Source organism: Mycobacterium sp. GA-1841, from assembly GCF_001954135.1.
Classification (GTDB): Bacteria; Actinomycetota; Actinomycetes; order Mycobacteriales; family Mycobacteriaceae; genus Mycobacterium.
The window spans coordinates 24,299-50,976 of record NZ_MBEQ01000101.1 but is presented as its reverse complement, the minus strand read 5'-3'; the positions used below and the strand labels follow the sequence as shown (position 1 = coordinate 50,976).

At 67.8% G+C, this 26,678-nt stretch carries 23 protein-coding genes and 1 tRNA gene; 9 read left to right on the top strand and 15 right to left on the bottom strand.

Annotation, left to right across the window (positions count from 1 at the left end; translation table 11 throughout):
* Positions 1-840 (top strand): ATP-dependent DNA ligase (locus tag A5740_RS23725; RefSeq protein WP_076198150.1); only part of this gene is annotated, 840 nt, incomplete at its 5' end.
* Here A5740_RS23725 and A5740_RS23720 read toward each other — a convergent pair.
* The 3 genes from A5740_RS23720 to A5740_RS23710 are packed head-to-tail and all read right to left on the bottom strand — an operon-like array spanning position 807 to position 5,849.
* Positions 807-1,685: a hypothetical protein gene (locus tag A5740_RS23720; protein WP_076198149.1), complete on the bottom strand. Its 879-nt coding sequence runs from the start codon at positions 1,683-1,685 to the stop codon at positions 807-809. The two genes, A5740_RS23725 and A5740_RS23720, sit on opposite strands and share 34 nt — an antisense overlap.
* A 52-nt stretch (positions 1,686-1,737) precedes the next feature.
* On the bottom strand, positions 1,738-4,536 hold the full coding sequence (locus tag A5740_RS23715; RefSeq protein WP_076198168.1) for a LuxR family transcriptional regulator: 2,799 nt from the start codon (positions 4,534-4,536) through the stop codon (positions 1,738-1,740).
* A 47-nt stretch (positions 4,537-4,583) separates the two neighbouring features.
* Positions 4,584-5,849, bottom strand: a complete 1,266-nt coding sequence (locus A5740_RS23710) for a carboxylesterase family protein (protein WP_076198148.1) — start codon at positions 5,847-5,849, stop codon at positions 4,584-4,586.
* A gap of 57 nt (positions 5,850-5,906) precedes the next feature.
* Between A5740_RS23710 and A5740_RS23705 the strand changes: the two genes are divergently transcribed.
* The 4 genes from A5740_RS23705 to A5740_RS23690 all read left to right on the top strand — a co-directional run bounded on the left by A5740_RS23705 (position 5,907) and on the right by A5740_RS23690 (position 9,475).
* The gene (locus tag A5740_RS23705; RefSeq protein ID WP_076198147.1) at positions 5,907-6,275 is read left to right on the top strand and encodes a hypothetical protein; all 369 of its coding nucleotides are present in this window, start codon (positions 5,907-5,909) and stop codon (positions 6,273-6,275) included.
* Positions 6,276-6,296: 21 nt separating this feature from the next.
* On the top strand, positions 6,297-7,178 hold the full coding sequence (gene gluQRS, locus A5740_RS23700; RefSeq protein ID WP_076198146.1) for a tRNA glutamyl-Q(34) synthetase GluQRS: 882 nt from the start codon (positions 6,297-6,299) through the stop codon (positions 7,176-7,178).
* 123 nt (positions 7,179-7,301) lie between these two features.
* Positions 7,302-8,714 carry an ABC transporter permease subunit gene (locus A5740_RS23695; protein ID WP_254849317.1) on the top strand — a complete coding sequence of 471 codons (1,413 nt, stop codon included), beginning with the start codon at positions 7,302-7,304 and terminating at the stop codon, positions 8,712-8,714.
* On the top strand, positions 8,711-9,475 hold the full coding sequence (locus A5740_RS23690) for an amino acid ABC transporter ATP-binding protein (protein WP_076198145.1): 765 nt from the start codon (positions 8,711-8,713) through the stop codon (positions 9,473-9,475). The genes A5740_RS23695 and A5740_RS23690 overlap by 4 nt, the downstream gene beginning before the upstream one ends.
* On the opposite strand, the gene A5740_RS23685 is transcribed toward A5740_RS23690, so the two are convergent.
* The 3 genes from A5740_RS23685 to tgt form a co-directional block, all read right to left on the bottom strand.
* A complete protein-coding gene (locus tag A5740_RS23685; RefSeq protein ID WP_076198144.1) occupies positions 9,462-10,043 on the bottom strand; it encodes a TetR/AcrR family transcriptional regulator in 582 nt (193 codons plus the stop codon). The two genes, A5740_RS23690 and A5740_RS23685, sit on opposite strands and share 14 nt — an antisense overlap.
* A complete protein-coding gene (gene hpnE / locus A5740_RS23680; protein WP_076198142.1) occupies positions 10,040-11,395 on the bottom strand; it encodes a hydroxysqualene dehydroxylase HpnE in 1,356 nt (451 codons plus the stop codon). Before hpnE ends, A5740_RS23685 begins: the two co-directional genes overlap by 4 nt.
* Positions 11,396-11,530: 135 nt before the next feature.
* Positions 11,531-12,775 carry a tRNA guanosine(34) transglycosylase Tgt gene (tgt, locus tag A5740_RS23675; RefSeq protein ID WP_076198140.1) on the bottom strand — a complete coding sequence of 415 codons (1,245 nt, stop codon included), beginning with the start codon at positions 12,773-12,775 and terminating at the stop codon, positions 11,531-11,533.
* Positions 12,776-12,840: 65 nt separating this feature from the next.
* Between tgt and A5740_RS23670 the strand changes: the two genes are divergently transcribed.
* The 3 genes from A5740_RS23670 to A5740_RS23660 all read left to right on the top strand — a co-directional run bounded on the left by A5740_RS23670 (position 12,841) and on the right by A5740_RS23660 (position 17,109).
* Positions 12,841-13,290 (top strand): lipoprotein LpqH, encoded by a 450-nt coding sequence (locus A5740_RS23670; protein WP_076198138.1) that lies wholly within the window; start codon positions 12,841-12,843, stop codon positions 13,288-13,290.
* 258 nt (positions 13,291-13,548) lie between these two features.
* The gene (locus tag A5740_RS23665; protein ID WP_217696710.1) at positions 13,549-15,285 is read left to right on the top strand and encodes a PE-PPE domain-containing protein; all 1,737 of its coding nucleotides are present in this window, start codon (positions 13,549-13,551) and stop codon (positions 15,283-15,285) included.
* A 27-nt stretch (positions 15,286-15,312) separates the two neighbouring features.
* On the top strand, positions 15,313-17,109 hold the full coding sequence (locus tag A5740_RS23660) for a penicillin-binding transpeptidase domain-containing protein (protein WP_076198134.1): 1,797 nt from the start codon (positions 15,313-15,315) through the stop codon (positions 17,107-17,109).
* Here A5740_RS23660 and A5740_RS23655 read toward each other — a convergent pair.
* The 7 genes from A5740_RS23655 to A5740_RS23625 all read right to left on the bottom strand — a co-directional run bounded on the left by A5740_RS23655 (position 17,086) and on the right by A5740_RS23625 (position 24,279).
* Positions 17,086-18,828 carry a diol dehydratase reactivase ATPase-like domain-containing protein gene (locus A5740_RS23655; protein WP_076198132.1) on the bottom strand — a complete coding sequence of 581 codons (1,743 nt, stop codon included), beginning with the start codon at positions 18,826-18,828 and terminating at the stop codon, positions 17,086-17,088. The two genes, A5740_RS23660 and A5740_RS23655, sit on opposite strands and share 24 nt — an antisense overlap.
* Positions 18,825-19,160, bottom strand: a complete 336-nt coding sequence (locus A5740_RS23650; protein WP_076198130.1) for a diol dehydratase small subunit — start codon at positions 19,158-19,160, stop codon at positions 18,825-18,827. Before A5740_RS23650 ends, A5740_RS23655 begins: the two co-directional genes overlap by 4 nt.
* Positions 19,157-21,376: a propanediol/glycerol family dehydratase large subunit gene (locus tag A5740_RS23645; protein ID WP_076198164.1), complete on the bottom strand. Its 2,220-nt coding sequence runs from the start codon at positions 21,374-21,376 to the stop codon at positions 19,157-19,159. Before A5740_RS23645 ends, A5740_RS23650 begins: the two co-directional genes overlap by 4 nt.
* Before the next feature lie 86 nt (positions 21,377-21,462).
* Positions 21,463-22,818 (bottom strand): wax ester/triacylglycerol synthase family O-acyltransferase, encoded by a 1,356-nt coding sequence (locus A5740_RS23640; RefSeq protein ID WP_076198128.1) that lies wholly within the window; start codon positions 22,816-22,818, stop codon positions 21,463-21,465.
* A gap of 277 nt (positions 22,819-23,095) precedes the next feature.
* Positions 23,096-23,186: transfer RNA gene (locus A5740_RS23635), tRNA-Ser, on the bottom strand.
* A 134-nt stretch (positions 23,187-23,320) separates the two neighbouring features.
* Complete coding sequence (locus tag A5740_RS23630; protein WP_076198126.1) at positions 23,321-23,776, bottom strand: nucleoside deaminase; 456 nt, start codon at positions 23,774-23,776, stop codon at positions 23,321-23,323.
* Positions 23,773-24,279 (bottom strand): tRNA adenosine deaminase-associated protein, encoded by a 507-nt coding sequence (locus A5740_RS23625; RefSeq protein WP_076198124.1) that lies wholly within the window; start codon positions 24,277-24,279, stop codon positions 23,773-23,775. Before A5740_RS23625 ends, A5740_RS23630 begins: the two co-directional genes overlap by 4 nt.
* 99 nt (positions 24,280-24,378) lie before the next feature.
* On the opposite strand from A5740_RS23625, the gene A5740_RS23620 reads away from it, so the two are divergent.
* Complete coding sequence (locus A5740_RS23620; protein WP_076198122.1) at positions 24,379-25,323, top strand: prephenate dehydrogenase; 945 nt, start codon at positions 24,379-24,381, stop codon at positions 25,321-25,323.
* On the opposite strand, the gene A5740_RS23615 is transcribed toward A5740_RS23620, so the two are convergent.
* Positions 25,286-25,876, bottom strand: a complete 591-nt coding sequence (locus tag A5740_RS23615) for a putative glycolipid-binding domain-containing protein (protein WP_076198121.1) — start codon at positions 25,874-25,876, stop codon at positions 25,286-25,288. The genes A5740_RS23620 and A5740_RS23615 overlap by 38 nt on opposite strands.
* Complete coding sequence (locus A5740_RS23610; RefSeq protein ID WP_076198120.1) at positions 25,873-26,667, bottom strand: ABC transporter permease; 795 nt, start codon at positions 26,665-26,667, stop codon at positions 25,873-25,875. The genes A5740_RS23615 and A5740_RS23610 overlap by 4 nt, the downstream gene beginning before the upstream one ends.
* Positions 26,668-26,678 lie beyond the last annotated feature (11 nt).

The following is a 26,678-nucleotide window of genomic DNA, read 5'->3' as shown; positions in this document are numbered from 1 at the left end:
GTGCCGCGTGAGGTCGACGGCCGGATCCGGTTGGACTGGGAGTCGCTGTCGCAACGCGTCCATCCGGCGGCCAGCCGGGTGAAGCTGCTCGCCGAGCAGACCCCGGCGCACTTCATCGGCTTCGACGCCCTGGCCACGGGCGACCGGTCGCTGCTGGGCGAGCCGTTCCGGGTGCGTCGCGAGGCGCTCGTCGACGCGGTCGCACATCAGGTCCGGTGCCACGTCACCCGGACCACCGTCGACCCCGAACTCGGCGCGCAGTGGTTGCAGACCTTCGAGGGGGCCGGCCTGGACGGCGTGATCGCCAAGCGGCTCGACGGCCCCTACCTGCCGGGCAAGCGGGAGATGGTCAAGATCAAGCACGAGCGCACGGCCGACTGTGTGGTGGCCGGCTACCGCGTCCACAAATCCGCGGACGACGCCATCGGCTCGCTGCTGCTCGGGCTCTATCAGGACGATGGCACGCTCGCGTCCGTCGGCGTCATCGGAGCCTTCCCGATGCCTACCCGCCGAAAACTGTTCGACGAATTACAGCCGCTGGTCACGAGTTTCGAGCAGCACCCGTGGAACTGGGCCGCCCAGGTGGCCGCCGACCCGGATGCGGCCCGCAGATATGGCGGCGGGTCACGCTGGAACGCCGGCAAGGATCTGTCGTTCGTACCGCTGCGGCCCGAGCGGGTGGTCGAGGTGCGCTATGACCACATGGAGGGACGGCGGTTCCGGCACACCGCACAGTTCAACCGGTGGCGACCCGACCGCGACCCGCACTCGTGCACCTACGAACAGCTCGAGCAGCCGGTGGCATTTCACCTCCACGACATCGTGCCGGGACTCTCCTGACCGGACGGCTGCAGCCACACCGCCAGATTCCGGACGTAATCCTTGAACACCGCCAGCCGCGACGGATCCGCCTTGATCTGACAGCCCGGCCGGTCGGTGACGAACGAGGGTGCCCCGCAGTCCAGATCCCAGTTGTAATCGGCGAAATGGTGGAAGGTCGAGGCCGCCACGGCCCGACCCATCACCTTCCCGTCTGGGGTGTGCTCACCATCGAGAGCGACTGCCAGGTTGAACACCCGGCCCGTCGCGGTGCTGCGGCCCTGCGCCACCACGGTGGCGAACGGAACCGCGGCCGAGACCGCACCCTCGTGCGGATGGGCCGGGAACCACTCGATACGTCCGCTGGCGGTCCTGGCGGTGCGCAACAGAGCGTGCACGGGCGGCGGTGCCAGCACCGGCTGATAGTCCCCGTTGGCGCCCGAGTGGTAATTGGGCCATGAGATGTGCGGATTGTCCTGATCGTCGCATCGCGACGCCGGATCGAGGCCGGCGTCGTGGAACTCGTTGATGCGCCCCAGCGAACCCAGGCCCAGCAGGCAGCTGCCCAGGTCCTGATGGTCACGGGCCGTCAGCACCCCGCCGCCGAGCTCTCGGAACCGGCCGATCGCCGCGCACTCTTCGGGCGTCAGGCCGTGACCGACTTCGACGGCCATCAACCAGAGCTGGTCGAACCCGAGTTCGTCGAGATGGCTGAGCACCGGATCCTGCTCGCCGTGATCGGTCCGGTTGCGCGCGAGCACCTCGTGCCCGGCTGCCCGCAGCTCGGCAGCCAACATGGTGAAGCGGCTGACATCCCAATCGTCGGGGTTCGCCGGGATGGTGGTCTGCAGCAAGATCGTTGCCATGTGACGAGCCTGACGGCTGCGATGGCGTTCCGGACCCTTGAAACCCCGTGGTTCACGCAGTCCACGACACGGACCGCAGCTGCCGGCGCGAGCTGACACCAAGCTTGACGAAGACCTTGCGCAGGTGCCACTCGACGGTGTGCGTGCTGATGAACAGCTGCGCGCCGATCTCCTGATTGGTCAGGCCGTCGCGCGCCAGTTGCGCGATCTGCGCCTCCTGTGCGGTCAACTCGTCGCCCGAGGCCAACGGCTGTTTGCGCACCTTTCCGCCGGTGGCAGTCAGCTCGCGGCGGGCCCGCTCGGCGAATCCCTTGGCGCCCATCTTGGTGAACATGTCGTATGCGACATTGAGGTGTTCACGGGCGCTGGTCCGCTGCTTCTGGCGACGCAACCATTCCCCGTATCGGAGATGGGTCCGGGCCAATTGCACGCCGATACGCGTACGGCTCAGGCGCTCGACAGACTCCTTGAACAGCACGTCTGCTTCGGTATCGTCGGCCACGAGTGCTCGTGCCGCGGCCAATAAGCCCAGCCCCCAATCGGTTCCACTGGAAGCCGCACAGACATCCAACCGCCGCACGGCGTCCTCTGCGACATCCCGCTCGCCTACCCGCATGGCGGCCTCGGCCAGCTCGATCAGGGTCCAGCAGTAGAACCCGATGTCGTGGAACTCGCACGTTTGTTTGGCAGCCGCCAGGGCCTCCTCGTAGCGGCCCAAGCCGTTGTACAGCACTGCGGCGGCATAACCGGCTGCCCCGAGCAGCCGGCCTTCGCCCTTGGCGGTCCCCTCCGCCATACCCGCCTCGATGAGGTCGCCTGCCTCGGTGAGATCACCGCGCCAAGCGGCCAGCTCCACCTTGTGGTACTTCATCGGACTGTGGCCGATGGCCCGAGAGATCGAGTCGGCCTCCTCCATGATCCTTGCGGCCGTGACGAATTCGCCCTTGTGTGTCTGCACACCGGCCTGGTACGCGATCGCCGGCGGCAGGACGGCCAACGCGCCGGTGGCGCGGGCATAGCCCACCATGTCCGTGGCCAGCCGGTCGACCAAGTCGTCGTCCCAGATCTCATGGGCAGCGGATTCGTGCACGATCGGAAAGGCCAAGGCCAGCCAGTGCAGTGCCCGGCCATCGTGGCGCAGGGAGTGCTCACACCACAGCTCCAGCGCGGTACGCAGCGGGCCGGCCGCCGCAGGAAGCCCGTCGGTGATGAGATTCGCCATGCCGATGAGCAGGAAGTCGATGGGCCGCGTCGGATCGGCGATCCCGGAAACAGCGGTGCGTGCCGCCTCGGCGGCGACGACCAAAGCCTCAGGTTGACTACGCGAAGCAAACATCGCGGCGGCCAACGCCTCGATGTAGGTCTCCCGGGCCAGCTCGTCGTCGAGGGTCTCCAGCCGCCGGGCAGCCTCGAGCAGCAGGGCCGCCGCATGCCGCACCGGTGGCGCTCCAGGCTGACCGCCCCGACTGTGGGTGAACTCCATCTGCGCCCGCAGCCGGCCCACCTGGGCCCGCTGCAGTTCGGTCAGCGGATTCAGCTCGGCAAGGGCCAGCAGCTCGTAGGCAGCCCCCGGCGCTGCCGCATCTCGCTTGGCCTCTGCGGCCGCGATCGCCCGGGCGCCACGTAGGCCGGAGTCGGCAGTCAGCACCGCCGCGCGCTCCAGAAAAGATGCGGCAGCAGCGATTCCACCACGCGCCTGCGCACGCCACGCCGACGCTTCCAGTTCGGCGGCCACCGCGTCGTCGGGACCGGCCGCAGCGTTTGCCGCATGCCAGGCCCGGCGGTCGGGATCGAGTTCGGGGTCGGTGGCAAAGGCCAAGGCGCGGTGCACTTCCCGACGGTCGGCCACGTCCGCCGCCCGATAGGCCGCCGACCGGACCAGCGGGTGGTGAAACCGCATGCGGGGGCCGAACTCGATCACGCCGGCAGACTCGGCCGGCGCCAACGCATCCATTCCGATACCCAAATACCCTGCGGCACGGGAGAACACCACCGGATCACCGACCGGATCCGCCGCGGCGAGCAGCGCCAACTGACGAGTATCCGCAGGCAACGACTGGATGCGGCGGACGAAGCCCTCCTCCACCTGCCCGACCGAAGGTCGCGTCCCGACGATCCAGAAGCCACCGGCGCGCTCCTCGGCCGAGACATTGCGCGGCACTTCCAGCAGTGCCAGCGGATTGCCGCGGCTTTCGGCGATGAGCCGGTCACGGACGCGCTCATCGATCCGCCCCACCACCACCGAATCCAGCAGATCCCTGGCGTCGCTGTCCGACAGGCCCTCGATCCGTAGCTCGGGCAGGCCGGGCAGCACGTCGGCGGCACCGTCGTGGCCGTCACGCACCGCGAACACCAGCACCACCGGCTCGGCCAGCAGCCGCCGCGCCACGAAACCGAGGGTCTGCACCGACACCTGGTCGAGCCATTGCGCATCGTCGATCACGCACAACAGCGGCTTCTCGTCCGCGGCGGCGGCCAACAGGCTCAACACCGCCAGGCCGACCATGAACCGGTCCGGCACCGGGCCGACGCCGCGGCCGAAGGCCACCGAGAGCGCCTCACGCTGCGGCTCGGGAAGCTCATCGAGGTGGTCCAGCAGCGGCGCACACAGATGATGCAATCCGGCGAAGGCGAGTTCCATGTCGGATTGAATTCCCGACACCTGGGTGACCCGGAACCTGGCCGCCTCCCCCACCACATAGTCCAGCAGCGCGGTCTTGCCGACCCCGGCCTCACCGCGCAGCACCAGCACGGCGCTGCCGCCCGAACCGGCACCGGACACCAACCCTCGAAGCGCCGTACATTCGCTGGCGCGACCGCGCAGCGGCGTTTCTGCGCCCGTCATCACCATCAGCACCACCAGGTCGGATTTTTGCCGAAACTTTATCAAGATTGGAATCAGCCGAACACCAAGGGACCAGGCGGTAGTGATCCGGCCCCGTGGTGGGCGAATTGCGTCCAGCGGGTACGCAATTCGTTCCCCAGTTGCTCATCGATCGACCGCGCCGGACCCAACATCGGCGCATCCGACCAGGACTGGGCGGACCCCATCAGGAACGGCAGCTCCATACAGTGGCTCGCACCCAGCGGGGCACCGTCGGGGGTCCAATCGAATCGGTAGGACACGGCGCGACCGCCGTGCCCGATCCAGGTGGCGGCCAGTTCTTCGGCGGGGTCACCGAAAAGCAGCTTTGTCAGCGCCTCGGATGTCGCGGGCTCGACGGCCTGGCCCAGCAGCGCCACGAACGGCGCGGCATCGTCACGCGTGTATCCGACCAACAGGTCGATTCGCCGGGCCGCCTTGGCAATCCGGTCAGCCACGTCGGCGGGAGCGGGCAAGGGCTGATGGCCGAGCAGCGGCGCGAACGGCATGCCGCTGAGCTGACCGAACGGCTGAGCCGCGGCGACCGCCTCGGCCTCGGCCGCCAGCAACTGCTCCACTGACGCCTCTGCCGGGGCCGTCCCGCTCAGTGCCCTCGCCGTCGCCTGCCGCATGACCTGCGCCAGGGCGTCGCGGTCGTGACCGAGGCCCAACGGGGCGCTCTGCACGATGGCACGGTGGAACAGGCCTTCGGCCTCCTCGCACAACATCAACGACCACACCGAGTGCCCGCCCGCAGATTGACCGAACGCCGTGACGTTGGCCGGATCACCGCCGAACGCGGCGATGTTGTCGCGCACCCAGCGCAGCGCCAGCATCTGGTCACGAAGCCCGAGGTTGTCCTCGCCCCCGGCATCCGGCGGGGTCAGATAGCCGAAGATGCCCAGCCGGTAGCTGACGTTGACCACCACCACATTGCCGTCATGCACCAGTCTGCCCGCGTCGTACTTGGCGGATTCGCCACTACCGGTGACGTATGCGCCGCCATGGAACCACACCATGACCGGCAGCCGATCGGCGTCCGCGGGAGCCGTGACGGAGAGGACGAGGCAGTCCTCGCTCGTCGACAGACCGTCGAGCACCGCACCCGTCACCCCGGCCAGCCGCGACGGCCGCTGCGGGCAGGCGGCGCCCGGACGCGTCGCGTCCAACACCCCAGGCCAGGAGGCCGGCTGTGCCGGTCCGAACCGCGCGGCGCTGCCGTAGGGAATGCCCCGGGCCCGCACCAGCCCACCGCGTTCCTCGACCCGGATCGCCCCACCGCTGATACGCCGCTCGATCATGGCCCCGACGCTAGCCGACCCCGTTTACCGACCGCCGCCCTCGGGCATGCCACCACCATGTCTGTGACCGCATTTCAGGACCTGCCGCTGGCTGACCGGGACCGCGAATGGGACGGCGATGCCGCCGACAAACGGGTTCGCAAGTGGGCCGACGCGCAGGACGAACCGAACGAGAAATACCGTGACGCCCACGTCTGGTACGACAAGAACGCGAAGGACAACTTCACCGGGTACAAGCTGCTGATCGCCGATGTGGTCGGCGGAAAGCTCGAGGCCGTGCCCCGCGGCGTCATGGCGGCCGGCGGCATCATGGACGGTGCCCGCGGCGGCATCGACCTGCCCAAGGACGACATCGACCGGGTCAAGAGTCACCTGGCGAAGTACTACAAGAAGATGGGCGAGACGCCGCCCTGGGACCGCGACTGAACCACGCTATAGATTGCGGACGTGAACCTGAGCCCGGCCGGGCGGTTCGCGCCGAGCCCGTCGGCCGACCTGCACATCGGCAACCTGCGTACCGCGGTGCTGGCGTGGTTGTTCGCCCGCTCGACCGGGCGGCGGTTCCTGCTGCGGGTCGAAGATCTCGACGACCGGACTTTTCCCGAGATCGGGCACCGTCAGGTGGCGGATCTGGCCGCGATCGGGTTGACCTGGGATGAGCCGGCGCAATGGCAATCGGAGCATCCGGATCGTTACGACGCGGTGATCGACGAATTGTCCGGGCGCGGCCTGCTGTACGAATGTTATTGCAGCCGTAGAGATATCGCGCAGGCGCCGCGGGCACCGCATGCCCCCGAGGGCGCATATCCGGGTACCTGCCGAGAGCTGACCGCAGCCGAACGCGTCGCGCGCCGTGCGGAGACCGGTCGACCTCCGGCGCTACGGCTGCGTACCGACACCTTCGTCGGCACCGTCACCGACCTGCTGCACGGGCAGTACACCGGGGTCATCGACGATTTCGTGGTACGCCGCGGCGACGGGGTCCCCGCCTACAACCTGGCCGTGGTGGTCGACGATGCCGCCGGCGGCGTCGACCAGGTGGTCCGCGGCGATGACCTGTTGAGCTCATCGCCACGTCAGGCTTACCTGGCCCGGTTGCTCGACTATCCCGAGACGGTCTACGCCCATGTGCCGCTGGTGCTCAACGAAGACGGTGCCCGGCTGGCCAAGCGGGACGGCGCCGTCACCCTGGCCGAGATCGGCGTCGAGACCGCACTGGAGCAGATCAGTGCCTCGCTGGGCTGGCCGGCCTTGGATCCCGACGGGATGCTGGACCGGTTCGACCCGGCACAACTGCCACGCCACCCGTGGATTTATCGGGCGGCCTAGCGCATCCGCGTGAGCGGAAACCTTCGCCCCGCCGGCCGATATTGCTAGGTTGCGGCAGTGAGCTTCCCCCCGAAAAGCGTCCTGAAGAGGATCCTGCTCGCCTGCATCCTGCTCGCCACTTTTCTGGGCGCCGCGTGCGGATCGAAGGCCGACAACGCCGACGGGCCACTGGGCTCCGGCGTGCTGCGCGTGGGCACCGAGGGTGTGTACGCGCCGTTCAGCTATCACGACGCCGCCACCGGACAGCTCACCGGCTATGACGTCGACGTGGCCCGCGCGGTCGCCGACAAACTGGGTGTCCGCGTGGAATTCGTTGAAACACCCTGGGATTCGATCTTCGCCGCCCTGGAGGCCAACCGGTTCGACGTCGTCGCCAACGAGGTGACCATCAACGACGAACGCAAGGCGAAGTACGACCTGTCCGAACCGTATTCGGTCGGCGAGGGGGTGATCGTCACCCGCGCCGACGACAACTCGATCACCTCCCTGGCAGATCTCAAGGGCAAGGTGGCCGCCGAGAACGCCACCAGCAACTGGTCGGAGATCGCGCGGGCGGCCGGCGCCCGGGTGGAAGCCGTCGAAGGTTTCACCCAGGCCATCAAGCTGCTCAACCAGGGCCGGGTCGACGTGGTGGTCAACGACAGCATCGCCGTCTACGCCTACCTCGCCGAGACCGGGGACACCACCGTCAAGATCGCCGGCAAGGTCGGCGAGAAGGCCGAACAGGGGTTCGCCGCGCGGAAGAACAGCGGGCTTCTGCCCGACCTCAACAAAGCCCTCGACGAGCTGCGCGCCGACGGGACGTTGGCCGCCATCTCGCAGCGCTACCTCAAGGCTGACGCCACAGGTGCGTCCGAGACCGCGGCGCAACCACGGTCGACGGGGCAACTGGTGCTCGACAGCCTGGGCCCGCTGCTGAAAGCGGCGATCACCATGACGATCCCGCTCACCCTCGTCAGCTTCGTGATCGGCCTGGTGATCGCACTGGCGGTGGCGCTGGCCCGGCTGTCCTCCAACCGGATCCTCAGTTCCGTTGCGCGGTTCTACATCTCGATCATCCGCGGCACCCCACTGTTGGTGCAGTTGTTCATCGTGTTCTTCGCGCTGCCCGAGTTCGGGGTGAAGATCGATCCGTTCCCGGCGGCGGTGATCGCCTTCAGCCTCAACGTCGGCGGCTATGCGGCCGAGATCATCCGCTCGGCGATCCAGAGCATCCCGAAGGGACAGTGGGAGGCCGCCGAGACGATCGGGCTGAACTACACCGGCACGCTGCGGCGCATCATCCTGCCGCAGGCCGCCCGGGTGGCGGTCCCGCCGTTGTCGAACACGCTGATCTCCCTCGTCAAAGACACCTCGCTGGCGTCGACGATCCTGGTCACCGAACTGTTGCGGCAGGCCCAGATCATCGCGGCACCGACCTTCGAATTCTTCGCCCTCTACGGCACGGCCGCGATCTACTACTGGGTGATCTGCCTGGTGCTGTCGTTCGGCCAGAGCCGGCTCGAACGCCGACTGGAAAGGCACGTTGCGCGATGACCACTGAACGACAAGACCGAATCGTCGCCGCCGACGTGCACAAGGCGTTCGGCGATTACCAGGTGCTCAGAGGGGTGTCGTTCACGGTGCCGCAGGGGTCGGCGACGACGGTGATCGGCCCCTCGGGGTCGGGCAAGACCACGCTGTTGCGCACGCTCAACGCGCTCGACGTGGCCGATTCCGGCGTGATCCGGGTCGGTGACACCGAACTGGACTTCGCCAAGCCCGTGGCCAAGGATCAGCTGCGTCGCTACCGCGCGCAGAGCGGGTTTGTGTTCCAGTCCCACAACCTGTTTCCGCACAAGACCGTGCTGCAGAACGTCACCGAAGGTCCGCTGGTGGTGCAGAAACGGCCGCGGGACGAGGTGGTGGCCGAGGCGGCCGAACTGCTCGGACAGGTGGGGCTGGCCGACCAGCAGGACAAATACCCGTACCAACTCTCGGGTGGGCAGCAGCAGCGCGTCGGCATCGCCCGCGCCCTCGCGCTGCGACCCGAGGTCGTGTTGTTCGACGAGCCGACCTCGGCACTGGACCCGGAGTTGGTCGGCGAGGTGCTCGGGGTGATCCGGGACCTGGCCGTCGAAGGCTGGACGCTGGTCATCGTCACCCACGAAATCCAGTTCGCCCGTCAGGTTTCCGATCAGGTGCTGTTCACCGACCGCGGGGTGATCCTGGAGCAGGGACCACCGGCCTCGGTGATCGGCGATCCGAGAGAAGAACGCACCCGCCAGTTCCTGCAGCGGATTCTCAACCCGCTCTAGTTCTGTCAACTGCCCAGGCGACCAGGGAGCGCAGGTAGGCGAGCACCGTCTCGTCGGGGTGACCCTCCGGGTCGTCCAGGTGGATGAGCGCAAGTTCTTCGATGGCGGCCAACAGGATTCGCACCTCGGGGCCGTCCGGGTCGATCTGCCCACCGACGGCCCGGGACAACTGCCGGGCGCAGACCTTCCGGGCATAACTGCGGCCCAGTTCGATGCGCTCACGCACCTGTGGCGGTGAACCGTCGGGCGGACGCAAGATGAGGCGCCAACTCGTCGGCGCCGCATGCAGGTAGTCCAGAACACCGCGGCCGAGATCGTCCGGGTCGAGATCAGGGTGATCCATTGTGCTCATTCCCGCGAACGCGATGGCCGATTCCCGATCGAGTAGTGCGGTCATCAGACCGGGCAGATCGGTGAACTGTTGGTAGACCACCGTTCTCGTGACACCGGCCTGGCCGGCGACCCGCTCGATGGTCAATGCGGGATAGCCGCCGTCGGCCACGATGTCGCGGGCGACGTCGAGCAGTTGCGCCCGACGATCCGCCGCGCTGAGCCGGCGCCGGGTCATGGCCGGCGTTCCCGCAGCAGGTCCACGGCCTTGGCAGCGCTCTGCACGGCGCTTTCCATCGTGGCCGACCAGTCGGTGGCCGTCCAATCCCCGGCCAGTACGAGTGAGGGCACCGAAGTGCGTTGCGACGGGCGCAGTGCATCCGTGCCGACCACCTGGGAGAACGTCGCCTTGGGCATCTTGACCACTTGCGCCTGAACCACTTTCGCATCCCGGGCAGCGGGATAGTACCGACGCAGCAGGGCCATCTGCTCGTCGACGATCTCGTCGTTGCTCTTGTGGATCTGCTCGTAGGCCCCGCTGGTCGTCAGGCAGTACAGCCAAGCCTGGTCGGTGTTGCGGCCGTGCATGATCTGGCGGTCGAAGACCTCGTCGATGACGCCGGTGCCGCCGATCAAGCCCTCGAACGCCGACTCGGTACCCAACGGGCGGTCGAGATAGAGATTGGTGCTGACGATCGGTGTGTAACCCAACTTGTCGGCGGCGGCATAGATTTCGGGATGCTCGGGCAGATCGTCGAGCAGGCCGCCGATGTTCGAGTTGGGTACGGCGCAGACCACCGCATCGGCGGGGATCGCGGTGCCGTCGGCCAGCAGCACACCGGTGACAGCGCCGTCCTCGATGACGATCTTGCGGGCCACCGCGCGGTAGCGGACTTCGACACCACGCTCGGCGAACACCTTCAGCGCACCGGTGACATACAGCGTGTCCAGGTCGACGGTGGGATAACCGATGGTGACCGGGGTGCGGTGTTTGATACCCAGCCGGATGCCGGTGGCCATCACGTTGGCGAACACCTTGGCCGATTCCCGGGCCACCGGCTCGGCGGCGATGCCCAGCGCCAGCCAGTCCCACAATGCTTCTCGGGCCGGTGCGGGCATCCCGACCCGCTCGAACCACTGTTCGGTGGAGATGTCGGCCAGATCGGCCGGTGGCCTCAGCGCCTGCCAGCCCAGGCGTACCGTCGCCCGCGCAGCCCGAAGGCGATCGGCCCAGCCCGCATCGGGATGAACCCCGAACAATGTGCGGATCGCCCCGGCACCCGTGGTCTGCATGGTGACTTTGCGCCCGTCGGGCCAGCGCAATGTCGAGTTCTTGGGAAATTCGAGGTACTGGCGGGTGCCGACGCTGGTCAGATAGCGGTAGAGGTGCTGATAACCGCTGGCGATCACGTGCTGTCCGTTGTCCGGAATGTCGTCGACCGCGTCGGCCCGCATCGCATGGGTGCGGCCGCCGAGTTGACCGCGGCGCTCCAGCACGGTGACGTTCTCACCCGCCTCACTGAGCCACACCGCGGCAGCCAGCCCGGCGAGGCCGCCGCCGATCACCACATATCGGTCCGTCCCGCCCATGGCTGCCTCCCCGCCGTTCAACTTACGATTTGTAAGTTAAGTCGCGGTCGGCGGTGCGGTCAACACCGCGTGGGTAACGTGGCGGCGGCAGATCGACGCTGGAATCACCACAGCGTTACCGGCGCGAACGCGGCATCAGCTCACCGAGGCGCCGTAGTACCGACCCAGCACGTCGGCGCGCAGCGCATCGAACTCACCGGCGGCGATCGCCGCGCGGATCTGATCGACCAACCGGATCACGAACCGTTCGTTGTGGATCGTGCACAGCGTCGCCGAGAGCATCTCCTTGGACTTGAACAGATGCCGGATGTAGGCGCGCGAGTAGTTGGCACACGTGTAGCAGTCACATTCGGCGTCGATCGGGGTGAAATCCCGCTTGTACTTCGCGCCGGTGATGTTGAACCGCCCGGTCGCCGAATACACCGCGGCGTTACGGGCGACCCGTGACGGGGACACACAGTCGAAGGTGTCCGCGCCCGCGGCGATCGCGTCGAACAGATCGTCAGGCTCGCTGATGCCGAGCAGATGCCTGGGTTTGTCGGCAGGTAGCTCACTGCTCACCCAGCCGACGATCGTGGCCAGGTTCTGCTTCTCCAGGGCGCCGCCGATCCCGTAGCCGTCGAAGCTCAGCCCCTCCGCCGGACCCGCCTGCTCGCCGATCGTGGCCAGGCCACGGGCGGCCTGCCGGCGCAGATCCTCGTACTGGGCACCCTGCACCACCCCGAACAGTGCCTGCCGGGGCCGCTCCGGTGAGAGGGTCTGTAGCCGGTGGTGCTCGGCCACGCACCGCACCGCCCACTCATGGGTGCGCTGCACCGAGCGTTCCTGGTAGCCGCGGGTGTTGACCAAGGTGGTGAGCTCGTCGAACGCGAAGATGATGTCGGCGCCGAGCTGGTTCTGGATGCCGATCGAAACTTCCGGGCTGAACCGGTGTTTCGAGCCGTCCAGATGGGAGCGGAACGTGACCCCGTCGTCGTCGACGTGAGCCAGCCGTTCTTTGCCCTTGGCAATGATGTCGTCGGCCTGCAGCCGCTCGGTGTCCATCGCCAGGACCTTCTTGAACCCGACACCCAGCGACATCACCTGGAAGCCGCCGCTGTCGGTGAACGTCGGACCCGGCCAGTTCATGAACGCCCCCAAACCACCGGCCTCGGCCACGATGTCCGGGCCGGGCTGCAGGTACAGGTGGTAGGCGTTGGCCAGGATCGCCTGGGCGCCAATCTGTTTCATGGTCTCGGGCAGCACCGATTTGACGGTGGCCGCGGTGCCGACCGGTATGAACGCAGGCGTGTGGATATCGCCATGCGGAGTGTGGATGGTGCCGACCCGACCGAAGCGGCCATCCAACTCGGCCTCGACGGTGAAATACGGCTGGTCCACACCCGGTATTCAACCGGATGCGCGTCCGATTTCCGTCATGGGGGCGGACGCACCATACTGCGGACGTGAATTTGGTCATAAGCCGCGGAATCGTCGCCGCCACCGGATGTGTCCTGTTTCTGGCCGCAGTCGCCGGATGCTCCTCGCAGGAATCGAACTCCTCGGGAAAGACCGGTGAAGCCCGGGTCACCTTCGGACCAAACGACGCCGGCCCGATCACCAGCGTCAGCTGCGAAACCAAGGACGGACTGACCACCATCAACGTCGAGGGCAAGATGCCCACCTCCGTCGTGCTGACCGAGGGCGAGGCCCCCACGGTGCAGTCGGTGAACATCGGTGACGTGAACGGCGAGGGTGCGTCGCTGACCTACCTCTCCGGCCTGTCCGGCGCGCCGGTCGTGGCCGCACGCGATGGCAAGGGCTACACGATCACCGGCAACGGTATGGGTATCGATCCGAACGAGCCGGGCGCGCCGGTGGACATGCCGTTCGACATCGCCGTCACCTGCCCCTAGCAAACGCGCAAATCACGGTGTGGGCTCGGCCGAGGCCGGGCCCACACGTTCTCTGCCCGGCCCGGCCCTCAGGGCAAATCAAGATCTCCATCGATTGCCCCGGCCTGGTCCTGACGGGGCGTCATCCCCCAGCAGGCAAACCGTTACAGTTCTGCCACACCGCGCGGATTCTTCGTGCAAAATGCTGTGCGGACTGGGGATACGACACCGACGCCGATGCGGAACGGTGTCCGGGCAGCTTATGAGGAGACGTCGCAGATGGGTTGGAAGATGAGTTCGCTGGGCATGGCCATCGCGGCGCCGCTCGGAGCTGCCACCATCGCCTGGTCCGGCGCCGGGCCGATACCACTGCCGATCGTGCCGGCGCCGACGGAACTGCTCGCCCAATCGCTGTACATGCGGGGCACGAAGATCGGTGGCTACACCGACGACGACACCTTCTTCGTCAACTTCGTCAACGGCGTCATCACCCAGACCACCGGTACGCCGGGCGACGTGGCCGTCGACAACGGCGACGACTGGATGAGCGGCGACCAGGTCGAGTACAACGGCGGCTTCTGGCCGGTCTCGCACGGCGGCTTCAATGATCTGACCTACGGGGCGTCGGTGCAGCAAGGCCTCGACCGGCTCGGCCAGCGCGTCGCCGCCGAAGACCCCGACGAACACCTGGTGCTCGTCGGATATTCGCAGAGCGCGGTGATCCTCAGCCAGTACAAGGCGAACACCACCAACGGCAACATCACCTACGTCATGGTGTCCAACCCGACCCGGCCCAACGGCGGCATCTTGTCGCGCTTCCGCGGCTTCACGATTCCGTTCCTGGACATCCCACTGTCCGGCCCGGCCCCGACCACCAGCCCAGGTTGGGAAGAAGGCGACCCGCCCACCACCTACGACGTCACCCAGCAGTACGACGGCTGGGCCGATTTCCCGATGTATCCGCTGAACGTGTTCGCGACGGCCAACGCGGTGCTCGGGATCGTCTATCTGCACGGCAATTACGAGACCACGGTGGATCCGGACACAGACCTGGCCCCGGGCGCCCCCAACACCGACACCGACACCTACCGGGACACCACCTACTACACCGTCGGCACCGGCCTGCTGCCACTGTTGCGTCCGCTCGAACAGATCGGCATCCCCCGGCCACTGCTGTTGGCCCTGGATGCGCCCCTGCGCGTCGTCGTCGAGCAAGGCTATGACCGCACCTTGAGTCCGGGCACCGACGCGGCGGCCCGGCTGTTCCGGATCTCCAATCCGATCACCGACCTCGCCAATTTCATCAACGCGATCCCCGTCGGGCTCGACGACGGGTTCGAGGCGGCCGGCATGGGACGCCCGTTCGGCACCACCTCGGCCGGTATGTACGGGGTCGGCGGCCCCGCCGTGCAGCCCCCGGCCTCAGAGTTGCCGACGACTCAACCGGATGAGCGGCAGCAGCAACCGGAGTCGACCCCGGCGAAAACTCCACTCAAGGGTCTGACGCCGGTAACACCTCGCCAAGACAACACCAATGGGAGCGTCGACGTCCCCGAGGACGTCGGCGAACCGGCCGACACGGCGACCCCGTCCCCGGCAGCCATCACGGTGGCGCGGACCAAGCTGCGCAGCACCATGGGCCTGACCACCTCGACCGTCACCGCCGAAGAGACCGCCACCGCCGAAACCAAAGTCGCCGAAGCCGAAGCACTTACCACTGCGACCGAGAAGGCCGACGACGAACCCAAGGCCGCCGCAACGGAGCCGGCAGACACCGAGAAGTCGGAAACCTCCGAACAGAAGGGCAAGATCACCAGATCGACCGCCAACCACGCCGTCCGCACCGAACGCGCCACTGACAAACCCGACCGGGTCCGCGGGTACGTGGGCAAGCATCGCAAGGCGGCCACCGAAAAGTCCGTCGACAGGTCCGTCAACAAGTCGGCCGAGAAGGCCCCCGCCAAGACCACAGGCAAGACCCGCGCACACGCCGAGAAAAGCGCAGATCAGAAATAGGGCAGGCCCAGCTGGAAAGCTGGAGGCATGATTCGACGGCACCGTCCCGCCAGCATCGTGTTGCTGTTGCTCGGCTTGTTGCTCTCCATCGTCGGATGTTCGTCGGCGCCGGACCCGGCTGACCGGTTTGCCGCGTTCGCCGATGCGTTGCAACGCAAAGACGCTCACGGTGCCGCCGCGCAGACCGACGACCCCGCGGCGGCCGAGGCGGCAATCACCTCGATGTTCGACGGCATGGGCGAGGCGGCGGCGGTCACGGTGAGTGCCGAGTCCGACGACGGTGACGAGACCGGCGCGAACCTCAAGTACCAGTGGTCGTGGGGCGAGGGTCGCGAGTTCGCCTACGACACCACCGGTACCGCCGCCAAAACCGGCGACGACTGGCTGATCACCTGGTCACCGACCCTGCTGCAGCGAAACCTCCAGGACGGCTTGACGTTTCAGTACAGCACCGACAGTGATCTGCAGACCCCCGTGCTCGACCGAACCGGCCAGCCGCTGATGACGTGGCAGACGGTGGGCGTGATCACCCTGGACCGGACACACCTGGATTCCGCGGCACCACTGGCTGCGCTGCTGGTCCCGTTCGATGCCTCCACCACCGCCGAATCCATCGGCACGCAGTTCGCGTCGACGTCCGATGACCGTGTGACGGTGATGAAGTTGCGCGAAGACGATCTCGCGCAGGTGCGCGATCAACTCGGTCAGATCCCCGGGGTCACCGTGGCCGAACAAGGGGAACTCCTGACGGCTGACCGGCAGCTGTCCTCCCCGGCCATCGGCGGCCTGCAGCAGTTGTGGCATGACCGGATCACCAAGGGGGCGGGCTGGTCGGTCTATCTGGTCGACGGGAAGGGCGCGGCGGCGCAACGGCTGGCCTCGCAACCACCGGCCGAGACCGATCCCCTACACACGACGCTGGATCTGCGGCTTCAGCTGCTGGCGCAGCAGGCCGTCGCCAAGGAGACCCGCCCCGCCGTGGTGGTGGCGATCTCCGGTTCGACGGGCGGCATCCTGGCCGCCGCACAGAATGCCGCCGCGGATCCCCAAGGCGCGATTGCATTCTCGGGTTTGTACCCGCCGGGGTCGACGTTCAAGACCATCACCACCGCGGCCGCGCTGGAAGCGGGCCTGGCGACCCCGGAAACCCCGGTGGCCTGCCCCGGCCAGTTGACCATCGAGAACCGCACGATCCCCAACGACGACGAGTTCGACCTCGGGACCGTTCCGTTGGCGTCGGCGTTCTCCCATTCCTGCAACACCAGCATGGCGGCACTGTCGGACAAGCTTCCCGGCGACGCACTGACCAACACCGCGCATCAGTTCGGTATCGGCGTGGACTTCACGATCCCGGGCCTGACCACGGTGACCGGCCGGGTGCCCAACGCGGACAACGCCGCCCAGAAAGTGGAGAACGGCATCGGCCAGGGCACCGTGACGGTCAGCCCGTTCGGTCTCGCGGTGGCCGAAGCAAGTTTGGCGCACGGCTCGACGATCCTGCCCAGCCTGGTCGACGGGGAAAAGGTCACCGCCGACACCGAATCGGTGCCCCTGCCGGCCGACGTGACCTCGGCACTGCGCGACATGATGCGCAAAACCGTGACCGAGGGCACCGCCACGCAGCTCAGCGACATCGCCGATCTGGGCGGCAAGACCGGGACCGCGGAATTCGGCGGCGGGGCCGATTCTGAGGCCAATGCCCACGGGTGGTTCGCCGGCATCGCCGGTGACATCGCGTTCGCCACCCTGGTGGTGGGCGGCGACAGCTCGACACCCGCGGTGCAGATCTCCGGCGATTTCTTACGTCCGGCGCTCGCCGGCTGACTCCGCGCAGAGATGGACCAACCCCGAGGCGACGGCGAACCGGGGACCGTGCACGCCGTCGATATTGGCCCGCCCCACCACAACGTCGACGCTGCGCAGGGATTCGCCGACGGTGCGCAGCAACTCGTCGTCGAGGGCGCCACCGCCGGCCAGCACCAGCGCGGTCGGCATCTTCTCGAAAACCCTCAGGCAGCGAGCGATGTTGGCGGCCACCGTCTCCTGCTTGATCGCCAACCGGAGGCTGCGCCATTCCTCGGCGGCGAGTTTGGTGGAGAACGGCACCAACCCGGCGGTGCCGCGGGTGCACAGCCGGCCGATCGCGTCAGCCGGCGCGGGTGCGTCGAGAAAGAGGCGCCGCCCGTCCTCCTCGTGCGCGACGTGGGGGCCCTCGACGCGAATCGCCGGGCTGCGTTTGACCCGCTCGGCCAGCGCCTTCGGAATGTTGAGCATCCGGGCCACCGCCACCGTGATCGTCTCCCCCGCACCTGCGGCGGTCACCGTGTGCTCGTCGCCGATGAGATCGATGGTGCCGCCGCCGATGTCGCACACCACCGCGTCCGGCGGCAGACCAGGTGTGGTGCGGGCACCGCGTGCGGCCGCTTCCGGTTCTCCTGCGACGGTGCGGGCCGGCCGCCCGGTCAACTCGGCCAGGGTGGCCGCGGCGTCCTCGACGTGGTCGGCGGCCAGCAACGCCACCACCGTGCCGCGGGCCTCGGCGACGCCGCGACGCAGCCACGTTCCGTTGTCCAGTGCGGCGAGATCGGTGAAAAAGGCGTCGTCGACGGGCATTTCGTGATCTGCGGTCGGTATCGTCCGCAGCCGGACCCGCACGACGCTGCCCGGTGGTTCGCGACGCAGGAGGGTGTGGGCCTGCGCCGGTGAATAACGCGTCACCTCACCGTCGGTGCGGAACTCGACGTAGTCGTCGTCCATTGCGGGCGGCTCCGGCGGCTCGGTGCGTGGCGTCACCGCGATCGCCGGCGAGTCCGAAAGCTCCCTGGTGAACGCGGCCACGTCGTGAATCTGCTCATGGCCCAGCTCCAGCGCCGCGCACAGCGCGATCGGATCGGCCAGCGCCCGGTAGGCCCGCCCCTCGGCCACCACCTCCACCGCCACCAACGCGCCGGATGTCAGGCCGTCCAGGACCACCTCGTCCACGACGGGGATGTCGAGGTGAATCCGGTTGCGGATCAACACCGCATCGTCTTGGGCAGCCAGCACACCGGTCACCGTCCAGCCCCGCTCGACGGCGGCGGTGATCCCGGCGGCCGCGTCTTCGAAGTCGGTGTCGGTATCCACCGAGACGATCACCGGGCCGTCGTGCGGCGGCCCGATCAGGTTCTGCAGCGCGACGTGTCGGCCGACCGCGAAACCGGTGCCGGCCGGGGTACTGGCATCAGGTTTGCGCAGGCTTCGTACCGGTGCGCGCGGCGACGGTGCGGGTGCCAGCGGCGCGGTCTCGGTGTCGACCGGTCGAATCGCCGAGAGCGCCAGTTCATCGGCCACCGTCTCGGCATCGACCTCGATGCGGTGCAGCAGCGCGGCCGCGCCCTCGAGCGACTCCCGAGACCCCTTACGGCCGCGGGTCGGTGCCTGGCCGTGGGCGATCGGTACGACCCTGCCATCGGCAACCCGGGCCAGAACGATCTCGGTGGTGTGGTTGCCCACGTCGACACCGGCGACGACCTGACCGGTCGGCCGGGAATCGGGCAGCGTCACCGCAACAGGCCCCGCCGGGCGTACACCGCAGCCGCCTGGCGCACGAGTTCTGCACAGCGGGCTGCCCCGCGGGTCTCCAGCGAGGCCTGCAGCGCGTCGAGTTCGGCGGCGGTGGACCGGTGCGGGCGCAACGCCTCATACAACCCCATCACCTCTTCGTCGTCGATGATCGCCAATTCGGCTGCGCGCAAGAAATTCTCGGCGAGCTGCGGATTGCCGTGCTCCTCGGCCACCACCGCCTGATGGGCGAGCACCGTCGGGTCCATCCGCAGATCCGACAGGTCCAGCTTGCCGTCGACGGCCGCGGCGACGGTGAATCTCTGCTCGCTCATGCCCGGCGTACCTCCACAGTCACGGGCGCCTGCCCCGGCTCGCTCGCCTCACGTTCCAGCGCCACCAGGGCCACCGCACGGGCGTGATAACGGGCCGAGATCGACTCGTCGGTGCCGCCGGTGAGAATCGGTACCGGCGCCATGCCCTTGGCGTGCCGCGCCGCGTTACGACCGAGCTCACGATAATTGCGCGCGGTCAGCAACGGGGCCACGCTGAACAGTTCCAGGTTGGCCAGCGGCGCCAGGTCTCGCCGGTGGATCAGCGCGGTGCCCTTGCCCTGCAATCCGATTCCGATGCCAGAGCCGGACAACTTGGCCGCGGTCAGCCCGATCAGGCCGACGTCGATGGTCGAGCGCACCCGGACGAACCGGGGCACGCAGCCCTCCTCCTCCAGGCCGGCGCACAGCTGCCGGATCACCTCGCCGATCGGCAGGCCGCACAGGCTCAGCCAGACGCTGCGGCCCAGCGCCGGCGACAGCCCGATGACCACCTCCCGCGGATCGCTGCCCTGGCGGGCCGGCTCGACATCGGTGAGCACGAGGTGGCCCGCATGCTCGGCCTGATCGGTGGTGAGTTCGGCGGCGCTGCGCTGTTGGCGGATGTTGTCGATCTCGGCGCGGCGCTGGTCGGTGAGCGTGTAACCCGTTCCCGGACCGGCATAGTCATTGGGATCGGTGACCTTGGACAGCACCCGGAACTGCTCGTCGAAGATCGCCGACGTCTGCAACTGATCACCGCGCAAGCGTTCAACGGTGAGCCGCATGATCGCCTCGGCTTCTTCGGTGTAGCCGGTGCGGTGCAGGGACGCGACGATGTCGAACACGGTGAGTTGCTTGGCCTCGATCGCGTTGGCGGCCTCCGCGACGGCCTTCGGATCGCCCGGCGGCAGATCGCGCGAGCCGTTGGCGACCACCACCTCTTCGATGTGGCTGTCGTCGAAATCGGCCAGACCGAGGTCGCGGTACACCGCCTGCACGGCCGTCGCGGCCCGCCGTCGCACCGTGGCCAGGTGCCCGGGCGTCACCGTGCGCAGTCCGCCGTCGGCGCCCCAGTCCCGTTGGAGGACAAGGAAATCATCCATGTCGTCGGAGTTGAAGTTGGACAGCGCGAACGCGTTGTCGTAGCGCGGGATGGAGCCGAAGCCGGAGAAGATGAAATCCGCACCGGCCAGCAGTACCGGCAGGGTGTGCGCGCTGCGCCGGATGTCGGATTCGGAGATCAGGTTGTCGTTGCCGGCGCAGGACTCCAGATCCCGCATCATCACCATCAGGTTCTCGGCGAGCAGTTCCTTCATCCCCTCGGGGACCGAGGCCACCACCCCGACCCCGTCGATGCCGCCGTTCTGCACGCCTTGCGCGCCAAGGGCACGGGCCAGCGACACACAGCGCGACTCCAGGTAGAGAATCGAGCATTTCTCGGCCGCACCCATCAACACTTCGGCGCCACCACCACTGGTGACCCGCATCTTCAAACCGCGCGACGCGTAGGCACTCGTCAGGATCGCCTTGGAGAACGGCGTGTCGTCACCGTCGACGAAGACCTGCTCGGTGCCGTAGATGGAGATGGTCTCGGCGTAACTGGTCAGCCCGCGCATCCCCAGCCGCAGCTCCAGCGCCTCCTCGATCGCGCACTGTGCCATCGCGCCGGGGACACCGACCTGCGAGCCGATCAGCAGCGCAACGGCATTCGACGACGCATCGCCGAGCACCGGCACCGTCGTCTCCACCTCACGGAATCCATAGGCCACCGCGCTGGCCGCGTCGGCGGCGATCAGCATCGGATCGTCGAGCTGATTGGTGACGTGCGCCTGGTTGCTCGGGGTGCGCCGGGCCCGCATCTTGGCCATCGCCATCTGGATCTCGACGGGGCTGAGCAGCGCGATGACCTTGGCCAGCTTGGCCGGGGTGGTGCCGCCGATCAACCGCACCACCTCGGCGCGGGGGACGTTCAGATCGACGGTCAGCCGGGCCAATTCGACGTCACTGAGCGCCATCGCTTCCGCCGCGACATCGAGGTCCAGGCCGTAGCGGGCGATGAACTCGTCGATCACGTCGAAGTCCGCCGCGGCCCTGCCGTCCATCTCGACGACCAGTCCGTCGACGATGACCAGCGACGGTTCCGGGTCGTTCGGGCTGGACATCGCGACCAGTCCGAAGTCGGGATTGGCGACGCTGAAGCCGTCGAGGTTCACCGGCTTGGCATCAAGGATCCGCATCCTGCCGAGGTAGGCACCGCCGTCGTCCGTCACGGGAGACCATTTTGCGCTCTGAACACTATTTGGTCTACCCAATACGCCTTTGGTCAGGAGCCCGTCGCCACCTCAAGTGCCTTGAGGGAATCCTCAAGATGGCTGAGCATCCGCTGCAGGTGCGGCACACTGCGCCGGCAACCGACCAGGCCGAAATCAAGATTGTCGGCGTTGGTGGCCAACGTGATGTTCATGGCCTGCCCGTCCAGCGCGATCGAGAGCGGATAGTTGCCGTCGAGCCGGGCGCCCTTCCAGTACAACGGATGCCGCGGGCCCGGCACGTTCGAGATGACCAGGTTGAACGGCGGCGACGTGGTCTTGACGAAACCGGGGAACGCATTGAGACCCAGTGGCGCGATCATCAGCGCCGACAGTGCCAGGGCCTGAACCCGGGGCAACTCGGAGAACACCTTCTTGTTGCCACGCATCGACTCGCCGACCGCGGTGAGCCGGTCCGCCGGATCCTCGAGGTCGGTGCCCAGATTGCACAGCACCGTGCCGACCATATTGCCGCCGGCGTCGGCCTCGTGCTCGGCGCGCAGGCTCACCGGCACCATGGCGATCAGCGATCGGTCAGGCAGCGCATCCTGCTCCAGCAGGTAGGCCCGCAACGCCCCGGCACACACCGCGAGCACCACGTCGTTGACGGTGAATCCGGCGGACCGCGAGATCCGCTGGAACCGCTCCAACGGCCACGACTGCGCCGCGACCCGGCGCGCACCACCGATCTTGACGTTGAACATGGTCTTGGGCGCTGCGAACGGCAACGTGAGCTGCTGCTCCAGCAGCGCCGAGCGGGCCAGCTTGACCGTCGACGGCGCCAACCCGGCGACCGAGCCGACCGCGTCCGAGGCCGTTCTCATCAGCGACGAGTTTTCGCGTGGCCGTTTCTTGCGCGGCAGCGCCCACGGCACCCGCACCTCGGTGTCGGCCGGGTCCTCCGACAGTGTGCGCATCAGCAACTTGAGCGCCGACACCCCGTCGATCAACGAGTGGTGCATCTTGGTGTACACCGCGAACCGCCCGTCGGCGAGGCCCTCGATCAGGTGCGCCTCCCACAGCGGACGGTGCCGGTCGAGCAGGCCGCCGTGCAGCCTGCTCGTCAGCTCCAGCAGGTCGCGCACCCGGCCCGGAGTCGGCAGCGCCGACCGGCGTAGGTGGTAGTCGAGGTCGACGTCGTCGTCGTAAGTCCAACTGAAGTTGGCGATTCCGCCGAGGATCGTGGCCGGGTGCTTGCGGAACACCGGCTCGAAATCCGTCTGCGCCACCATGTCCGCGTGCAACTCCCGCGCGAATTCGCGGTCCGCACCCGCCGGAGGTTCGTAGAGCGCGAGGCCACCGACGTGGAACGGATGCTCCCGCGTCTCGGCGATCAGAAACATCGAATCGGTGGGCGACATCAGTTCCATGGACCCATTCAACGCTGGTATGCCAGAACCGACAGTGACATCGCGATGATGTGGCAATTCGGACCATCCCGGTGCTGCGGTTGTCGCCGGTGGGCGGGACTCAAGGGAGAGTCCGCCGAGAGGTCCCGCGCCAAACACTGCGACGAACGTGTAGCTTTTCGCCTCGATCACGCCTTCTCGGCACCCAAAACCTACACACTCGTCGCAGTGCGCAGGAAAGGGTGCGACGCCGGAGCCACAAAAAACCCGCTACCTGCGATACAGGTGCGGGTTTCTATGGCGGTGGCGGAGGGATTTGAACCCTCGGACGGGGGTTACCCGTCACACGCTTTCGAGGCGTGCTCCTTAGGCCGCTCGGACACGCCACCGTGTGGCAGCTTACCGGGCGAGGGCCGTCAAGCCCTAATCGCGCCTCCGGCGCTCACACTCGGGCCGTGAGTGTGAAGAAGATGGCGAAGATCGGGCGAAAACTCGCGATCTTGTTCACGCTCGGCGGCGCGGATCACCGCTGGGCCGCGAAGAACTCCTCCAGCAGCGCCGCGCACTCGTCGGCCAGCACCCCGCCGACCACCTCGGGACGGTGGTTGAGCCGACGGTCGCGCACCACGTCCCACAGTGAACCGACCGCCCCGGTCTTGGGTTCCCACGCCCCGAACACCACCCGCGCCACCCGGGCCAACACCAGCGCGCCCGCGCACATCGTGCACGGTTCGACGGTCACCGCCAGCGTCGCGCCTTCGAGCCGCCAGCCGTCGCCGAGCACCCGGGCGGCCTCACGCATCGCCACGATCTCGGCATGGCCGGTCGGATCCCCGGTGGCCTCACGGACATTGGCGGCACGGGCCAACTCGGTGCCGTCGGTGGCGAACACCACCGCGCCGATCGGCACATCACGCGGACCGGCCGTGCGGGCGGCCTCCAGTGCGCTGCGGATCAGGGCCTCGTCTGAGGCTCTCACCGTCCCAGCCGGTCGAGCACCGCGGCCAGCTCGTCGGCGAAGCCCATCTCCCGGGCGATCCGGCCGATCTGCTCATCGGCGTACAGGTCGATCTCGGACAGGATCACGCCGAGCACATCCTCGTGCAGACCGATGTCGGACAGCACCGACAGATCGCCCTCCTCGAACGGGTCGGTGTCCTCGAGGTCCTCTTCTTCCAGGTCGGCGTCCAGGTTCTCCAGGGCCTCCGCGGCGATGTCGTAGTCCAGCGCGGCGGTGGCATCCGACAGCAGCAGCCGGGTCCGGCCAGGTGCCGGCCGCACGATCACGAAGAACTCGTCGTCCACGTCGAGCAGCCCGAACACTGCACCGGAGCTGCGCAACTCACGAAGCTCGGTCTCGGCGGCGGTCAGACTCTTCAGCGATGCCGAACGCATGGGCGCACACCGCCACTTGCCGTCCTCCCGGACAACGGCCACCCCGAAGCCATCAGGCAGGTCTGCCGGCGCACGCTGTGCTCCCATGCCCGCCTACGGTAGTCGCCGACCAGCGATTTTGACCAGGGATCACCCTCGGCACCACCAGCACCGGTATGCCAACCTTGAAGCGTGACGAACACACCCGTGTGCGTGCTGGGTCTCGGCCTGATCGGCGGTTCCCTCATGCGCGCTGCCACCCGGGCCGGTCGTGAGGTCTTCGGCTACAACCGGTCGGTGGAAGCCGTCGCGGCCGCGACGTTCGACGGTTTCGACGCCACCGAGAACCTCGACGAAGCGCTGCACCGGGCCGCCGACCGCAACGCCCTGATCGTGCTGGCTGTGCCGATGCCCGCGCTGCCGCAGCTGCTCGAGCACATCCGCGAAACCGCGCTGCAGTGCCCGTTGACCGACGTCACCAGTGTCAAAGGAGCGGTTCTGGACGAGGTCGGCAGGTTCGGGTTGCTGCCGAACTTCGTCGGCGGCCATCCCATGGCCGGCACCGCGCACTCGGGCTGGGCCGCCGGTGACGCCAAGCTGTTCACCGGCGCACCGTGGGTGGTCAGCGTCGACGATCACGTCGACGCGAAGGTGTGGACACTGGTTGCGCAGCTGGCCTTGGATTGTCATGCGGTCGTGGTGCCGGCCCGCTCCGACGAGCACGACGCCGCCGCGGCCACCATCTCGCACCTGCCGCACATGTTCGCCGAAACTCTGGCCTTGATCGCCGGCGAGGTGCCGCTGGCCTTCGCGCTGGCGGCCGGCTCATTCCGCGACGGCACGCGGGTGGCGGCCAGCGCGCCCGACCTGGTGCGCGCCATGTGTGAGGCCAATGCCGATCAACTGCTGCCCGCCTTGGAGCACGGCATCGAACTGCTCACCCGCGCCAAGGACACGCTGGCGGCCACGGGTTCGGTGGCCGATCTGGTCGAGACGGGTCACGCCGCCCGCATGCGTTACGACAGTTTCAGCCGGCCCGAGATCATCACCACGGTGGTCGGCGTCAACAACTGGCGCGCCGAACTGGCGGCCGCCGGACGTGCCGGCGGGGTGATCAGATCCGCTCAGCCAGTCCTGGGTAATCCAGGATGAAGCCGTCGGGATCGACGGTGACGGTGGTGTCGGAGAGCGGCGAGCGCAGCTTCACGCCGGGCACGTCGGGTCCGGCGCTGCGGTAAGTGATGTCGGCGGTCTCCACCGCGAAGTCGGGCAACCGGACGTAGACCACGGGAAGGGTCATCGACTCTGCCCGCTGATGCAGGCCGGTCCGCCGGATCGGCAAGGCGTTGAAGAACGGGCTGAACACGACGTCGACATCGAGTGCCCCGCCGAAGTCCGACCGTTTGGTCTGGCTGTGATCCTGCACCAGCCACATGTTCTCTTCGTCGCGCGCGATGGAGAGCTGCCGCTCACGCTCGGCCAAGGTGACCGACAGCGACAGCCGCTTGGTGGCGCCGGTCTCATCGGTGACCAGGTCATAGGACGCCGAGAACGCCGGGTGAGCGTCAGTGGAGGCGGCCACGATCCGGCCGTACGCCTTGATCCGGTTGCCCGACAACTGAACCCGAACAGACTCCATTCGAGGTTCGTCGTGCGCCCGCCACGTCAACACGGCAGGCCAGGCACTGTCCTTCTGGTCACTCACCCTTCTACCGTATGCGACGGCGCTCGGCCTTCGTAGCCGAGTCCGGAACTCCCGCGCCGAAGCCGCGCGGACCGCGACCCGAGCACCACCTCGTCGTCGAGCAACGGCTGCGGCATCCGGCGCCATCCTCCCAACCGGCCACTACCGGGCACCGACAGCCACACCGCGAACGCGAGCGCGGCATCGAGGATCAACGCCAGCGCCGTCACCATGAGCGCACCCACCAACGCGATGTGGAACTGGCGCACCTTGATTCCGTCGATGAGATACCGGCCCAGCCCGCCGAGGCTGGCATAGGCAGCCACCGTCGCGGTCGCCACGATCTGCAACGTCGCGGTACGCAGCCCTCCCACGATCAGCGGCAGCGCATTGGGCACCTCGACCCGCAGTAGCACCCGGCGTTCGGTCATCCCCATCGACCGGGCCGCGTCCACCACGGCGGGATCGACATTCGCGACGCCGGCGTAGGTTCCGGCCAGCAGCGGCGGGATGCCCAGCAGCATCAGCGCGACCGTCGGTGGCACCAACCCGAGCCCCCACAGCAGCACCCCGAGCAGCAGCACCCCGAGCGTGGGCAGGGCCCGCAACGCGTTGACCCCGGTGACCACCAGGAAGGTGCCGCGCCCGGTATGCCCGATGATCAACCCGATCGGGATCGCGATCACCGCCGAGGCCGCCACTGCGACGACGGTGTACTCCAGGTGCTCGAGCAGGCGGGCACCGAGTCCGGCGGGCCCGGCCCAATTGGCCGCGGTGAAGATGAAATCGAGAGCCTGCTGCAGAAAATTCATGCGGCCCCCTC

Bases quoted from the DNA above. Each gene is read 5' to 3' on its own strand.
- A5740_RS23705 (WP_076198147.1), top strand. From the start codon at position 5,907: ATGTCTGTGACCGCATTTCAGGACCTGCCGCTGGCTGACCGGGACCGC.
- A5740_RS23690 (WP_076198145.1), top strand. From the start codon at position 8,711: ATGACCACTGAACGACAAGACCGAATCGTCGCCGCCGACGTGCACAAG.
- A5740_RS23710 (WP_076198148.1), bottom strand. From the start codon at position 5,849: ATGATCGAGCGGCGTATCAGCGGTGGGGCGATCCGGGTCGAGGAACGC.
- hpnE (WP_076198142.1), bottom strand. From the start codon at position 11,395: ATGGGCGGGACGGACCGATATGTGGTGATCGGCGGCGGCCTCGCCGGG.
- A5740_RS23665 (WP_217696710.1), top strand. From the start codon at position 13,549: ATGGGTTGGAAGATGAGTTCGCTGGGCATGGCCATCGCGGCGCCGCTC.
- A5740_RS23645 (WP_076198164.1), bottom strand. From the start codon at position 21,376: ATGCGGATCCTTGATGCCAAGCCGGTGAACCTCGACGGCTTCAGCGTC.
- A5740_RS23625 (WP_076198124.1), bottom strand. From the start codon at position 24,279: ATGGGAGCACAGCGTGCGCCGGCAGACCTGCCTGATGGCTTCGGGGTG.
- A5740_RS23715 (WP_076198168.1), bottom strand. From the start codon at position 4,536: ATGGTGATGACGGGCGCAGAAACGCCGCTGCGCGGTCGCGCCAGCGAA.
- A5740_RS23720 (WP_076198149.1), bottom strand. From the start codon at position 1,685: ATGGCAACGATCTTGCTGCAGACCACCATCCCGGCGAACCCCGACGAT.
- A5740_RS23640 (WP_076198128.1), bottom strand. From the start codon at position 22,818: ATGGAACTGATGTCGCCCACCGATTCGATGTTTCTGATCGCCGAGACG.
- A5740_RS23685 (WP_076198144.1), bottom strand. From the start codon at position 10,043: ATGACCCGGCGCCGGCTCAGCGCGGCGGATCGTCGGGCGCAACTGCTC.
- A5740_RS23610 (WP_076198120.1), bottom strand. From the start codon at position 26,667: ATGAATTTTCTGCAGCAGGCTCTCGATTTCATCTTCACCGCGGCCAAT.
- A5740_RS23660 (WP_076198134.1), top strand. From the start codon at position 15,313: ATGATTCGACGGCACCGTCCCGCCAGCATCGTGTTGCTGTTGCTCGGC.
- A5740_RS23650 (WP_076198130.1), bottom strand. From the start codon at position 19,160: ATGAGCGAGCAGAGATTCACCGTCGCCGCGGCCGTCGACGGCAAGCTG.